The sequence below is a fragment of the Streptomyces sp. NPDC046876 genome, from assembly GCF_040645035.1.
GTDB lineage: Bacteria > Actinomycetota > Actinomycetes > Streptomycetales > Streptomycetaceae > Streptomyces.
In genome coordinates this window covers 59,455-72,500 of sequence record NZ_JBEYXK010000031.1, presented here as the reverse complement: position 1 = coordinate 72,500, position 13,046 = coordinate 59,455, and the positions used below count along the sequence as shown (strand labels likewise).

Genomic DNA, 13,046 nt, shown 5'->3' with positions numbered 1-13,046 from the left:
GGCGCCGCTTCAGAGTGCGGCGCCGGCCGGCGACTCGCGCGTCATATCCGTACCCGGGTGACGAGGGTGGCGATCACTTCTTGCGTACGACGACGAAGTCGGCCAGGGCGACGAGCTGTTCGCGCACCTTGTGCGGCATGTCGATGTCGTCGAGGGCGGCGATGGCGATCGCGTGCTGGCGGCGCGCCTCCTCGGCGGTCCACGCGCGGCCGCCGGCCGCCTCGATCAGCGCGGCGCGGGCCGCGAACTCCTCCTCCGAGAAGTTCTCGAAGTCGTTGCTCTTGGCGTCTGCGGCGAGCAGTTCGCCGAGTTCCTCGGCGGCGGGTCCGCCCGCGGCGAGCGCGGCGACGACCGGCAGGGACTTCTTGCGCTGGCGCAGGTCACTCCAGGTCTGCTTGCCGGTGGACTCCGGGTCGCCCCAGATGCCGAGCAGGTCGTCGACGGCCTGGAAGGCGAGGCCCAGGTGGTAGCCGTACTCCTCCAGCTTGTCGGCGGTGCGGTCGTCCGCGCCGCCGAGGACGGCGCCGATGGAGATCGCGCAGGCGAGCAGGGCGCCGGTCTTGTTGCCCTCCATCTCCAGGCACTCCTCGACGCTGACGCGCTCGCGGTGCTCGTAGGAGATGTCCTGGGCCTGGCCGTCGATCAGCTTGCGGGTGGCGGTGGTCAGGCGGCGGGTGGCGCGGCCGGCCTCTACGGTGCCCAGTTCCAGGAGCAGTTCGTTGGCCAGGGCGAACAGTGCGTCGCCGACCAGGATGGCCTGCGCCGGGCCGTGGACCTTCCACACCGTGTCGCGGTGGCGGCGCTGCTCGTCGCCGTCCATCAGGTCGTCGTGGAGCAGCGAGAAGTTGTGGACGAGCTCGACGGCGACCGCGCCGGGGATGCCGACCTCGGCGGGGGCGCCCGCGGCCTCCGCGGACAGCAGCGCGAGGGCGGGGCGGACGGCCTTGCCGCTGTCGGCGTCCGTCGGGTTGCCCTGGGCGTCGATCCAGCCGAAGTGGTAGGCGGCGACGGTGTCCATGGGCGCCGCGAGGCGGGCCACCGCCTCGCGGAGCACGGGAGCCGACAGCGTGCGGCCGCGCTCCAGGAGGGCGAGCGTGTCCGCCGTCCCCGTCCCCGCCGCTCCCTTACCGGCTTCCGTGTTCTCGACAGCCGGATTCCCCGGGTTCACTGGCTCTCCTCTGTTTCCTGTACGTGCTGCTGCGCCGGTCGTGCTGATGATCGTCATGCCGCCTCCTGCAGGGGGTGGGCGCGGTGGCGGCCGAGTGCGGCGAGCGCGGCGTGTGCTGCGCTCAGTCCGCTCCGGACGGCACTCTCCATGGTCGCGGGCCAACCGGTGGCGGTCCACGCACCGGCGAGATAGAGGCCCGGCGTGTCGGTCCGCGCTCCGGGGCGCAGCCGGCCGACGCCGGGGGTGGGGGCGAACGTGGCGGTCCGCTCCCGGGTGACGAAGAAGTCCCGGACCTTCGCGCCGCGCGCGGCGGGCAGCAGCCGCCGGAGTTCGGGCAGGTACTTCTCGCGCAGGACGGACACCGGCTCGTCGATGTCGTCGTGGGCGACCGACTGGGACAGCGCCAGGTACTGGCCGCCGTCGGTCAGGCCGGAGGAGTCCGTACGGTCGAACACCCACTGGACGGGGGTGCCGAGCGCCGCGAAGAAGGGCTGCCGGAGCACCTTGCGGTCGTAGACGACGTGGACGTTGAGGATCGGCGCGGTGCCGATGTCGAGGAGCTTGTCCGGGTCGGCGAGGGCGCCGGGCGGCAGCAGTCCGTGGGCCTCGCGCTGCGGGACGGCGAGGACGACGGCGTCTGCGTCGAGGAGTTCGCCCTCGGTGGCGACCTGCCAGGCGGCGCCGTCCGCGGTGCGGGAGACCGATGTGACGCGGGTGCGCAGCTCGGTGCGGACGCCGGCGGCGTCGAGGGCCTTGCGGGCGAGGGTGTCGTGGAGCTCGCCGAGCGGTACGCGGGCCCAGCCGATGTCGGCGGCGCCGTTCTCGGAGAGCAGGCCGGTCTTGAAGACCATGGCGGCCAGGCCCAGCGAGGACTGCTCGGCGGTGGCGTTGAGGGTGGCGATGCCGACGAGGTCCCACAGGGCCTCGATGGCGCGCGGGCTCTGGCCGTAGCGGCCGAGCCAGGTCGCGAAGTCCAGGCCGTCGAGGGCCGGGTCGGCCGGGTCGAGGCGGCGCAGGGCGAGGGCGGCGCGGCCGACGCCGGCGCGCTCGGCGGGCGTCAGGTGCGGGTAGCGGACGAGCGAGCCGGCCAAGTGCAGGGGCACGGGCAGGGCGCTGCGGCGCAGTCGGCCGAGGCGCGGGCCGCGGGGGTGGGCGACGTCGAGGACGGGTACGTCGAGGCGGTCCTGCAGCGGGGCGAGGGCGGCGCCGTCGATGCGGTCCAGGAACCACCGGTACGCGGTGCAGCACCGCAGGTAGACGTGCTGGCCGTTGTCGACGGTGAGTTCGCCGCGCTTGAAGGAGAACGCGAGCCCGCCGAGGCGCGGCCGGCCTTCGAGCAGGGTGACCCGCATTCCGGCGTCGGCGAGTTCGAGGGCCGCCGTCACGCCGGCGAGCCCGCCGCCGACGACGACGGCCCGCCGCTCGCCGCCACTGCCGCTCATGCGCCCTCCCCGCAGGCCCGCACCCGATCGGGCCCCCCGGCGGGAGACGCCGCCCCGCGGCCGGGGGTTGCCCGTCGGGCGCCGACCGCCGCAGGTGCGGCAGCCCAGCGGAGCGCCGCGGCCGCGGGCCGGCCGGCTCCGGTGTGTTCCGGAGCCGCGGCCGCCCGGCCGGTGGTCCGGGGCCGGTCCGCCGCGGTGGGCGCGGCAGCCCGGCGGCGAGCCGGGGACGGCGCCACGGCCGGCGGGCGGCCGGCGTCGGCGGGGTCCGCCACGGCGGCGGCCGCCGGGCGGAGGGCGCCGGACCGCGCGGTGGGGGTCAGGGGCATCAGGGCCGCCTTCGGGTGGTGTGGCGGGAGACGGTGCGGGCGTCGAGGCCGGACAGGCCGCGGACGGCGACGTAGGCCTTCTCGTGGGTGGGCAGCGAGACGCGGCCGCGGAGCACGGCCTCCGGTTCGCGCTCGATGCGGTCCAGCAGGCGCCGGTAGATGCCCGCCATGGCAGCGACGCAGGCGCCGCTGCGCCGGTCGAGCATCGGCAGCAGCCGGTAGCCCTCGGCGAACAGGGCGCGGGCGCGGCGGACTTCGTGGTGGACGAGCCCGGCGAAGTCGGCGCCGGCGGGCATCCGGCCGTCGGCCGGGAAGCCTTCGGCGCAGCCGAACTTCGCCAGGTCCTCGGCGGGCAGGTAGGTGCGGCCGTTGCCGGCGTCCTCGCGGACGTCGCGCAGGATGTTGGTGAGCTGCAGGGCGAGGCCGAGGGTGTCGGCGTACTCGCCCGCCCGCTCGGCGCCGGCCGCGCCGGGGGTGGTGCCGAAGACGCCGAGGGAGAGCCGGCCGATGGCTCCGGCCACACAGCGGCAGTACGTCTTCAGCTCGTCCCACGTCTCGTAGGTCTCGCCGCGGACGTCCATCAGGACGCCGTCGATGAGCTCGTCGAGCCCGCCGAGCGGGATCGGGAAGCGGCGCGCGGCGTGTGCGAGGGCGACGGCGACGGGGTCGGTGTCGTCCTCCTCGATCTCCCCGGCCCGGATCCGGCCGAGCAGGGCCCGGGTCTCCTCCAGGCGGGCGAGCTTGGCGTCGGGCGCGAGCGTGCCGTCACCGATGTCGTCGACGCGCCGGGAGAAGGCGTACAGGGCGGACATGGCCTGCCGCTTGTCGGTGGGCAGCAGCCGGATGCCGTACGCGAAGTTGCGCGCCTGCGCCCCGGTGACGGCCTCGCAGTAGCTGTAGGCCGCCAGGACCGGCGCGGAAGCGGTCGTGTGCGCGGAACCCTCCACGGTCGGGCTCACCCCTTTCTCGGCGCGGTGCGCAGGACGGCGGCCACCTCGCGGAGCAGGCCGGTCTTGGTGGGCCCCGGCGGGCCGGGGAGGACGTCGAACCCGGCGGCGGCGACGGCGCGCAGGGCGGCGCGCCCGCCGCCCACGAAGCCCGCGAGCAGCAGCTTGAGCCGGCCGTTGACGCTGCCGACGAGCGGGAGCCCGTCGTCTAGCAGGTCCCGGGCGCGCTCGGCTTCGTACGCGACGAGGGAGCGGACGGAGGCTCCGGCGGTGGCGGCCTTGAGGTCGGCCTCGGTGACGTGGAAGCGCCGCATGTCCTCGGCGGGGAGGTAGATCCGGCCCCGGCCGAGGTCCTCGGCGACGTCCTGGACGTGTTCGACGATCTGCAGGGCGGTGCAGACGGCGTCGGAGCGGCGGATCCGCTCGGGGGTGGCGGTCCCGGTCAGGGCGAGCACGAGGCGGCCCACCGGGTTGGCGGAGAGCTCGCAGTAGGCGGCCAGCTCCCCGTAGGTCGCGTAGCGGGTGGTGCGCTGGTCCTGCCGGTTGGCCTCGATGAGCGCGAGGAACGGCTCGGGGGTCAGCCCGTGGTCCCGGACCACGGGCTGCAGGGCCAGCAGCAGCGGGTGGCGCGGCGGGCCGTCGGTGCCGCCGAAGACGCGCCGCAGGTCGGCCTCGAAGGCGTCGAGGAGGGCGAGCCGGTCGTCGGCGGCGGCGGGGTCGAGGCCGAGGAGGACGGCGTCGCGGCCGCCGGGGGCGAGGTCGCCGTCGCCGATGTCGTCGACGAGGCGGGCGTACCCGTAGACCGCCATCAGGCCCTCGCGCCAGGCGCGCGGGAGGAAGGAGGGGGCGACGGGGAAGTTCTCCGTCCGGGCCTTGCCGAGGGTGGCGCGCGCGTGGGCGTCGGGGGCCGGGTGCGGCAGGGGACGGTCGCGGTGGGTCAGGGTCACCGGCCGCCGCCCGCGGTGACGGCCTTCATGCCTGGGGGCCGGAGAATTCCCGTAGCCATTGCCGTCACATCTCCCGTTCTACACTGCCGACCCAATACATCCTATTTCGGACACGCCGCCGGACTTTCCCCCGGGTGGCCCCAGGCCGTTCACCTGCGGGGAATCGTCCCCTCTTGCCGCGATTCAGGACCGCCCCAGCTTACGCTGTACAACGCCGCGGGAGCCGCGCGGGTATTCACTGCGCCACCGAATGTCGGCCGAATGCCGGGCGAATACCGCCCCCGTGTCCGCGGGGCACGCGCAGGCCCCCGTCGCCCGGGGCGACGGGGGCCTGCGGAAGGTCAGCTCAGTGACCGGTCGCCTTCTCGTAGGCCGAGACGACTTCCTCGGTGGGCCCGTCCATCAGCAGCTCGCCCTTCTCCAGCCACAGGACGCGGCTGCAGGTGTCGCGGATGGACTTGTTGTTGTGGCTCACGAGGAACACGGTGCCGGCGTGCTGGCGCAGCTCGCGGATCCGCTCCTCGGAACGCACCTGGAACTTGCGGTCACCGGTGGCGAGCGCCTCGTCGATCATCAGGACGTCGTGGTCCTTCGCCGCCGCGATGGAGAAGCGCAGGCGCGCCGCCATGCCGGAGGAGTACGTGCGCATCGGGAGGGAGATGAAGTCGCCCTTCTCGTTGATGCCCGAGAAGTCGACGATGTCCTGGTAGCGCTCGTTGATCTGCTCGCGGCTCATGCCCATGGCGAGACCGCCGAGGACGACGTTGCGCTCGCCGGTCAGGTCGTTCATCAGGGCCGCATTGACGCCCAGCAGCGAGGGCTGGCCGTCGGTGTAGACCTTGCCCTCCTCGCAGGGCAGCAGGCCGGCGATGGCCCGCAGCAGCGTGGACTTGCCGGAGCCGTTGGAGCCGATGAGGCCGATGGCCTCGCCGCGGTACGCCGTGAAGGAGACGCCGCGCACGGCGTGGACCCGGCGGACGCCCGGCGCATCGCCCTTGCCCCGGCGCATTATCTTGCTCAGCGCGGCGGTGGCGCTGCCCTTGCCGGAGCTGCCGGTGTTGACGCGGTAGACGATGTGCACGCCGTCGGCGATGACGGTGGGGACCCGGCCCCGGTTGTTCTCAGCCACGGCCGTAACGCTCCTCAGCCTTCCAGAAGTACACGAATCCGCCGAAGCCGATCACGACGGCCCAGCCGACGGCGAAGGCCCAGACGTGCGGCGGCAGGTTGCTGCGGCCGTAGTCGTCGATCATCGCGTACCGGACCAGGTCCATGTAGATCGCCGCCGGGTTCCACTGCAGCACGTCCGTCACCCACGCGGGCACGTGCCGCTCCTCGAGCGCCCCGCTGATCGAGAACATGACGCCCGAGGCGTACATCCACGTACGCGTCAGGAACGGCATCAGCTGCGCGAGGTCGGGGGTCTTCGAACCCATCCGCCCGAAGATCAGCGCGAGGCCGGTGTTGAAGACGAACTGCAGCGCCAGCGTCGGGATGACCAGCAGCCAGGACAGCTTCGGGTAGTTGCCGAACGCCACCGTGACGATCACCACGACGATCATCGAGTACAGCAGCTGCTGGAGCTGCTGCATCGAGAAGGAGATCGGCAGGGAGGCGCGCGGGAAGTGCAGGGCGCGGACCAGGCCGAGGTTGCCCGGGATGGCCCGGACACCGGCCATGAGCGAGCTCTGGGTGAAGGTGAAGACGAAGATGCCAGTCACCAGGAAGGGGATGTAGACGCCCTTCTCCATGCCCCGGCCCGCGTTCATGATCAGGCCGAAGATCAGGTAGTACACCAGCGCGTTGAGCAGCGGCGTCGCCACCTGCCAGATCTGGCCGAGCTTGGCCTCGCTGTACTGCGCGACGAGCTTGGCGCGGGAGAACGCCATGATGAAGTGGCGCCGGTCCCAGAGCTGCCGCACGTAGCCGGCCAGGGTGGGCCGGGCACCGCTGACGGACAGGCCGTACTTCCTGGCGAGCTCAGCAGGGGTGAGGCCCGCGTCTTCGGACGGCGGCTTGCTCGTGGCGAGGGCGCCATCCTGGGTTGTGTCACTCACAAGTTGAAACTTTCCGTCTTCAAGATGCGGCAGTAGGTGGCATCGGGCGTCGGGCGGGGGGCGCACGGCCCGTGATCGGCCATGTTCTCAGATGCCCCCGGGTCAGATGACAGGCGGTCGGCCCAGCCGGGTCAGCCGCCAGACCGTGCGCCACTTCATCGGGCGCCGGGGGCCGCAAGGGGTGGTCCATCCCTCCTTGAAGCCACCGAACCAGGCCTTGAGCGCCGGTCCCGAGGGTCTGCGCAGGAGCGTCAGCAGCAGCCAGACGCCCACGTAGACCGGGACCAGCGGGGCGGGCAGGTTCCGGCGGGCGAGCCACACCCGGTTACGGGCCACCATACGGTGGTAGACGGCGTGCCGGGAGGGGGCGGTCGTCGGGTGCAGCAGCACCATGTCCGCGCGGTAGTCGATCGACCACCCTGCGTCGAGTGCCCGCCAGGCGAGGTCGGTCTCCTCGTGGGCGTAGAAGAACTCGGCGGGAAGCGCCCCCACCTGCCCGAACACACGGGTGCGGACGGCGTTGGCGCCGCCGAGGAAGGTGGTCACGCGGGAGGAGCGCATCGGGTCCGAGGCGCGCAGCCGGGGCACGTGGCGGCGCTGGGTCCGACCGGTCTCCGGGTCGGCGATCCGGAAGCTGATGATCCCGAGCTCCGGGTCCTCGGTGAAGGCCTGCCGGCACAGCTCGGCGGTGTCGGTGCGCTCCAGCAGGCCGTCGTCGTCGAGGAAGAGCAGGACGTCCACGTCGCTGCCGCCGGGGCCGAAGGCCTCGATGCCGACGTTGCGTCCGCCGGGGATGCCAAGGTTCTCGGGGAGGTCCACGGCGCGCACACCGGCCGGGAGGTCCACGGCCTCGGAGACCTTGACGCCCTGGCCCACGACGACGGTCTCGACCGGGGCCCCGTCCTGGCGGGCCACCGAGTCCAGCAGCGCCTTCAGCTCGTCGGGCCGGTTGCCCATGGTGATGACGACCGCGCCGACGCGCAGCGGGGCCGTCACCGCAGCCTGCTCGAGGCGAGGACGGACACCAGGTGCAGCACCGTCTGCAGCAGCGCGATGCCGGCGAGGACGGCGACCCCGAGCCGGGTGAAGAACAGGTCGCCGCGGATCTGGTCCGCGACCGCCAGCACCAGGATCAGCAGCGAGGCCTCGATGCCGAGGATCAGCCGGTGGAACTTCAGCGCGGCGGCGGCCCGGCGGGCGAGCGCCATGCCGGACGAGCGCGGCTCGGCGGCGGCCTCCTTGACCGGCGGGAGCCCGCCCTGGTGGCGGGCGACGCCGACCAGGTCGGTCTCGGCCTTGATCAGGATGGCGCCGAGCGCGGCGAGGGTGCCGAGGAAGGCCCACAGCCAGTCGATCCGGCCGCCGCCCCACAGGTCGGCGGCGCGCAGGCCGAAGCCGGTGAGGACCGCCGCGTCACACAGGTAGGCGCCGACGCGGTCCAGGTACACGCCGGACAGCGAGAACTGCTTCTTCCAGCGGGCCACCTCGCCGTCGACGCAGTCGAGCAGCAGGTAGAGCTGGACCGCCACCACGCCGAGGACGGCGCCCCAGATGCCCGGCACCAGCAGGGCCGGGGCGGCCAGGACACCGGCGAGGGTCATCACGTAGGTCAGCTGGTTCGGCGTGACCTTGGTGGTGACCAGGTGGCGGGTGATGCGCAGGGAGATCTCGCGCATGTACAGGCGGCCGCCCCAGTGCTCGCCGCTGCGCCGGTCCTTGACGCCCGCCGGGTGGACGACGGGCCGGAGTTCAGCTACGGATGGTCTTGGCATAGTCGGCGTAAGCGTCCCTGATCTCGGCTGCGGACAGATTGAGGTGCTCCAGGATCGTGAAGCGTCCCGGGCGGGTCTGGGGGGCGTACTCGACGGCCTCGACGAACTCGTCCGTGCTGAAGCCGATCTCGGCGGGCAGCACCGGCAGGCCGTGGCGGCGCAGCACCTCGGTGAAGAGCCCGGCCTGCTCGTGGGCCCCGCGCAGGTGCATGGCGAAGGCGGCGCCGAGGCCGACCTGCTCGCCGTGGAGTGCGGAGCGCCCGGGGTGGAGCAGGTCGAAGGCGTGGCTGATCTCGTGGCAGGCGCCGGAGGCCGGGCGGGTGTCCCCGCTGATCGACATGGCGATGCCGGTGAGGACCAGCGATTCCGACAGGACGGTGAGGAACTCGTCGTCGCCGCAGCCGCCGGGGTGGCGCAGCACGGCCTCGCCGGCGGTACGGGCCATGGCGGCGGCCAGGCCGTCGACGGCCTCGCCGTTGATCTCGTGCGAGAGCTCCCAGTCGGCGATGGCCGAGATGTTCGACAGCGCGTCGCCGATGCCGGCGCGGACGAACCGGACCGGCGCCTCCTTGATCACGTCGAGGTCGATGACCATCGCGATCGGGGTGGGCACGCCGTAGGAGCCGCGGCCGTTGTCGTTGTCGAGGGTCGCGACGGGCGAGCAGATGCCGTCGTGGGAGAGGTTGGTGGCGACGGCCACCATGGGCAGGCCGACCCGCGCCGCGGCGTACTTCGCCACGTCGATGATCTTGCCGCCGCCCAGGCCCACGACGGCGTCGTAGCGGCGGCCCTTTATGTCGTCGGCCAGCTTGACGGCGGAGTCGATGGTGCCGTCGACCACCGCGTACCAGTCGGCGTGCGGCAGGACGGGCTCCAGCTTGGCGCGCAGCACCTGGCCGGAGCCGCCGCTGATCGCGATCGCGAGCTTGCCGGACGCCGAGATCCGCTGGTCGGCCAGGAGGCCGGCCAGGTCGTCCATGGCGCCGCGGCTGATGTCGACGACGACCGGGGAGGGGATGAGCCTCGTCAGTACTGGCATGCGATCGTCCGGCCCTTGGCGAGGTCGTCGTGGTTGTCGATCTCGACCCACTTGACGTCGCCGATGGGGGCCACGTCGATCACGAAGCCGTCGTTGACGAGCTGCTGGTAGCCGTCCTCGTAGTACAGGTCCGGGTCCCGCTCGAACGTGGTCTTCAGGGCCTCGGCGAGGGCCTCGGCCGCCTCGGGCTCGATGAGGGTGACGCCGATGTACTCGCCGGTGGCGTCGGACGGCTCCATGAGCTTGGTGATCTTCTGCACGCCCTTGGCGCCGTCGACGACGACCTTCATCTCCTCGTCGGCCAGGTTCTTGACCGTGTCGAGGGCGAGGATGATCTTCTGGCCGTTGCCGCGGGCGGCGAGCAGCGTCTGCTCGACGGAGACCGGGTGGACGGTGTCGCCGTTGGCGAGGATCACGCCCTGCCCCAGGACCTCACGGGCGCACCACAGGGAGTAGGCGTTGTTCCACTCCTCGGCCTTGTCGTTGTCGATCAGCGTGATCTTCAGGCCGTACTTGGCCTCCAGTGCGGCCTGGCGCGCGTACACGGCCTCCTTGCGGTAGCCGACGACGATCGCGACCTCGGTGAGGCCGACCGCGGCGAAGTTGCCGAGGGTCAGGTCGAGGACCGTGAGGCTCTCCTCGTCGCCTTCGGGGCCGACGGGCACGAGGGCCTTGGGCAGGGTGTCGGTGTAGGGACGCAGGCGGCGTCCGGCACCGGCAGCGAGGACAAGGCCGATCATGCTGGTTCTCCTTCGTCATGTACGGCGGGTGCCCCGGAGGAGACCCAGAAGCGGATGCTCTCCACGAGCACCACGAGTGCCACGAACACGGCGAGGGCCGTGAGCGCGACGGGGAACGCGTCCCGGGCGAGGACCGCGGCCAGGACCACGGTCAGCAGGACGCGGCCGTCGTGGCCGCCGATCGTCCACACCAGCCACCGCGGGGGCGCGCCGGAGCCACCGCGGATGCGGTAGACCGTGTCGTAGTGATGGTAGGCGACCGCCGCGACCAGTCCGAATGCGGCGGGAAGGGCCCCGGGGACGTCGGCCTTGGCGGCGAGCACCAGGACGGTGGTGTACTCGGCGAACCGGAACAGCGGCGGGAGGAGCCAGTCCAGCGCCCCCTTGAGCGGGCGGGAGACGGCCGCCCCGGCGGCTATGAGATAGAACACCGCGGATCCGATCAGCGAGGCGGTGCCGAACGGCCTCACTGCGGCGGTTCCGACGACCAGGACGGTGCCCATGAGGGCCATCGTCAGCGGGGCGACGGGCCGCCCCTTGGCCAGCGCCGTGCCGATCGCTGCCAGCGGGCCCGAGTCGGCGAGGTCGGCCAGCGCCTGAGCGGCCCGGTCGGTCCGCTTCGCCTTGCGGGTCAGCGAGCGCAGCACCCGCCCGGCGGTGGTGTAGAGGGCGCCGAAGGCGCAGCCGATGAGCAGGGCGTAGAAGACGATCCGGGGGCTGGTGGCCGCGGTGAGCACCGCGATCATGGCCCAGCGCTCGCCGATCGGCAGGATGATCATCCGCCGGACCCAGACCGTCCAGCCGACGCTGTCGAGCTTGTCGGACAGGGCGGCCGTCGGGCTGGTGTTGGCGGTCGCGTCGTGGTTGGCCTCGTTGAAGGAGAAGTCCACGACGTGCCGACAGGTCATCAGGATCATCGAGCCGAGTGCGAGGGCCCAGACGTCGTCGCCGCCCCGGGCCGCGCCGAGTGCGAGGCCCGCGTAGAAGGAGTACTCCTTCGCCCGGTCGAAGGTCGCGTCCAGCCAGGCGCCCATCGTGGAGTACTGCAGGGAGTAGCGGGCGAGCTGCCCGTCGGTGCAGTCCAGGACGAAGGAGACCAGCAGCAGCACGCCCGCGGTGACGTAGCCCCAGCGCTCGCCGGTGGCGGCGCAGCCGGCCGCTATCAGAGCGGTGAGCAGCGAGGCGGTGGTGACCTGGTTCGGGGTCAGGCCGCGACGCGCGCACCATCGGGCGATGTAGCGCGAGTACGGGCTGATGAAGAAGGTGGTGAAGAACCCGTCGCGGGACTTCACGGCGGTCCGCAGGCGTACGGCCTCGTCGTCCACGGCGGCGACCGCGGCGACGGCCGCCTCCCGCTCCGCCCCGGTGGCGGGGACGGTGGCGACCAGGGTGCCCAGCTCGGGGCGCTGGACGGCCGTCCCGGCCTCCTCGACGGCGGCGGCCAGCCGGTCCGCGTAGGGGCCGCTGCCGTCGGCCGGGGCCGCGGCGGCGGCCCGGTCGAGGGCCGCGCGGGCGCCCGGCCGGACGGCGAAGGCACCGGTCACGGCGCAGGCGTCGAAGCGCGGATCGGTCAGCGCGAGGCGCAGGGCGTGGACGTGGCCGACGAAGGCGCTGTCCACGACGGCCACCCGCTGGTCGGCGGGTACGGCGGCCAGCTCGGCGGCGGTCTCGTCGGGGCCGGCGGCGGTGCGGACGTCGAAGCCGAGGGAGCGCAGCTCGTCGGTGAGCGGTGATCCGGGGACCGGCAGGCCGGTGAGGATGACGGTCGACAGACGAACTCACTCCTTGCAGCGGACTCGGGCGGGCGGCCGCACGGGGCGGCGGCACGTCGGCAGAGGCTATCGGATGAATGGAAGCGGGGGTTCACCACCCGTTTGCCCCCCGATAAGCCGAAAATCGAGCGGCCCGGCCGGGCGGCAGCCGGGACGGCGGGCGGGACGGCCCAGTTCGGCGCGATCATCATCCGCGATCACGCCGAGGTCCGACAAACCCCCCGGTGCCAGGGTGGCCGAGGTCACGCCGGGCGCAGAAGGCGCCGGGAAAGATGAGGTGGGTCGATGACCGTCGCAGTGGTCGCTGCCGTGCGCAGCGAGCTCCGGTACGTCCCCGCCTTCCCGCGGGCTTCCGGCCGGGCCTGATCGCAGCGATCCGGTCCGCCGGCCGGGGCCCCTTCCCAAGGGATCGCCTTGACCGGCCACTCCGGTTCCGCTTCCTCTGCTCCTTCCTTCTCCCGCGCCGCCTTCGTCGACGCGTTCCTCGCCACGCTCGTGCTGACCGAGTGGGAGTGGGCGGTCGCCGAGCCGCCGGCCCGGGCCCGCGCCTTCCGGGACGCCGAGTACCTGCTGCGCTCCACGGCTCACAACATCGCCGCCGCACAGGCGGCCGGCTACCGGGTCCTGGGGGTGCACCGGCTGCCGGACTCCGACTGGGACGAGTACTACGGCATCCCGCGTACTACCCGCGCTTCGGGTTCGTGCCGGCCTCGCGCTTCGGGATCCGGGCGCCCTTCGAGGTTCCGGACGAGGCGATGACGGCGCTGGTGCTCGACGGTTCCGTACCGGTGCCGCGGGGCACGATCACGTACCCGGCCCCCTTCGGCATCTGACGC

At 72.9% G+C, this 13,046-nt stretch carries 12 protein-coding genes and 1 pseudogene; 2 read left to right on the top strand and 11 right to left on the bottom strand.

What is annotated here, in order from left to right; translation table 11 throughout:
* Positions 1 to 73 precede the first annotated feature (73 nt).
* The 11 genes from ABZ924_RS18875 to ABZ924_RS18825 all read right to left on the bottom strand — a co-directional run bounded on the left by ABZ924_RS18875 (position 74) and on the right by ABZ924_RS18825 (position 12,057).
* Positions 74 to 1,225, bottom strand: coding sequence for a polyprenyl synthetase family protein (locus tag ABZ924_RS18875; protein WP_361910582.1), 1,152 nt, complete (start codon positions 1,223 to 1,225; stop codon positions 74 to 76).
* Positions 1,222 to 2,610, bottom strand: a complete 1,389-nt coding sequence (gene hpnE, locus ABZ924_RS18870; RefSeq protein WP_361910579.1) for a hydroxysqualene dehydroxylase HpnE — start codon at positions 2,608 to 2,610, stop codon at positions 1,222 to 1,224. The genes ABZ924_RS18875 and hpnE overlap by 4 nt, the downstream gene beginning before the upstream one ends.
* A gap of 325 nt (positions 2,611 to 2,935) precedes the next feature.
* Positions 2,936 to 3,895 (bottom strand): presqualene diphosphate synthase HpnD, encoded by a 960-nt coding sequence (gene hpnD, locus ABZ924_RS18865; RefSeq protein ID WP_361910576.1) that lies wholly within the window; start codon positions 3,893 to 3,895, stop codon positions 2,936 to 2,938.
* Positions 3,892 to 4,824 (bottom strand): squalene synthase HpnC, encoded by a 933-nt coding sequence (gene hpnC, locus ABZ924_RS18860; protein WP_361910591.1) that lies wholly within the window; start codon positions 4,822 to 4,824, stop codon positions 3,892 to 3,894. The genes hpnD and hpnC overlap by 4 nt, the downstream gene beginning before the upstream one ends.
* Positions 4,825 to 5,176: 352 nt before the next feature.
* The gene (locus ABZ924_RS18855) at positions 5,177 to 5,959 is read right to left on the bottom strand and encodes an ABC transporter ATP-binding protein (RefSeq protein WP_361910573.1); all 783 of its coding nucleotides are present in this window, start codon (positions 5,957 to 5,959) and stop codon (positions 5,177 to 5,179) included.
* A complete protein-coding gene (locus ABZ924_RS18850) occupies positions 5,952 to 6,887 on the bottom strand; it encodes an ABC transporter permease (RefSeq protein ID WP_361910570.1) in 936 nt (311 codons plus the stop codon). Before ABZ924_RS18850 ends, ABZ924_RS18855 begins: the two co-directional genes overlap by 8 nt.
* A gap of 102 nt (positions 6,888 to 6,989) precedes the next feature.
* On the bottom strand, positions 6,990 to 7,883 hold the full coding sequence (locus tag ABZ924_RS18845; RefSeq protein WP_361910567.1) for a glycosyltransferase: 894 nt from the start codon (positions 7,881 to 7,883) through the stop codon (positions 6,990 to 6,992).
* The gene (locus ABZ924_RS18840; RefSeq protein WP_361910564.1) at positions 7,880 to 8,659 is read right to left on the bottom strand and encodes a CDP-alcohol phosphatidyltransferase family protein; all 780 of its coding nucleotides are present in this window, start codon (positions 8,657 to 8,659) and stop codon (positions 7,880 to 7,882) included. The genes ABZ924_RS18845 and ABZ924_RS18840 overlap by 4 nt, the downstream gene beginning before the upstream one ends.
* Positions 8,637 to 9,698: an iron-containing alcohol dehydrogenase family protein gene (locus ABZ924_RS18835; protein ID WP_361910561.1), complete on the bottom strand. Its 1,062-nt coding sequence runs from the start codon at positions 9,696 to 9,698 to the stop codon at positions 8,637 to 8,639. Before ABZ924_RS18835 ends, ABZ924_RS18840 begins: the two co-directional genes overlap by 23 nt.
* Complete coding sequence (locus ABZ924_RS18830; RefSeq protein WP_361910558.1) at positions 9,686 to 10,438, bottom strand: phosphocholine cytidylyltransferase family protein; 753 nt, start codon at positions 10,436 to 10,438, stop codon at positions 9,686 to 9,688. Before ABZ924_RS18830 ends, ABZ924_RS18835 begins: the two co-directional genes overlap by 13 nt.
* Positions 10,435 to 12,057 (bottom strand): DUF5941 domain-containing protein, encoded by a 1,623-nt coding sequence (locus ABZ924_RS18825; RefSeq protein ID WP_361910555.1) that lies wholly within the window; start codon positions 12,055 to 12,057, stop codon positions 10,435 to 10,437. The genes ABZ924_RS18830 and ABZ924_RS18825 overlap by 4 nt, the downstream gene beginning before the upstream one ends.
* Between ABZ924_RS18825 and ABZ924_RS18820 the strand changes: the two genes are divergently transcribed.
* Both ABZ924_RS18820 and ABZ924_RS18815 read left to right on the top strand, forming a co-directional pair.
* Positions 12,034 to 12,171 (top strand): hypothetical protein, encoded by a 138-nt coding sequence (locus tag ABZ924_RS18820; protein ID WP_361910552.1) that lies wholly within the window; start codon positions 12,034 to 12,036, stop codon positions 12,169 to 12,171. The two genes, ABZ924_RS18825 and ABZ924_RS18820, sit on opposite strands and share 24 nt — an antisense overlap.
* Before the next feature lie 701 nt (positions 12,172 to 12,872).
* Positions 12,873 to 13,043 (top strand): annotated as a pseudogene (locus ABZ924_RS18815) (transferase); the annotation flags it as partial.
* Positions 13,044 to 13,046 lie beyond the last annotated feature (3 nt).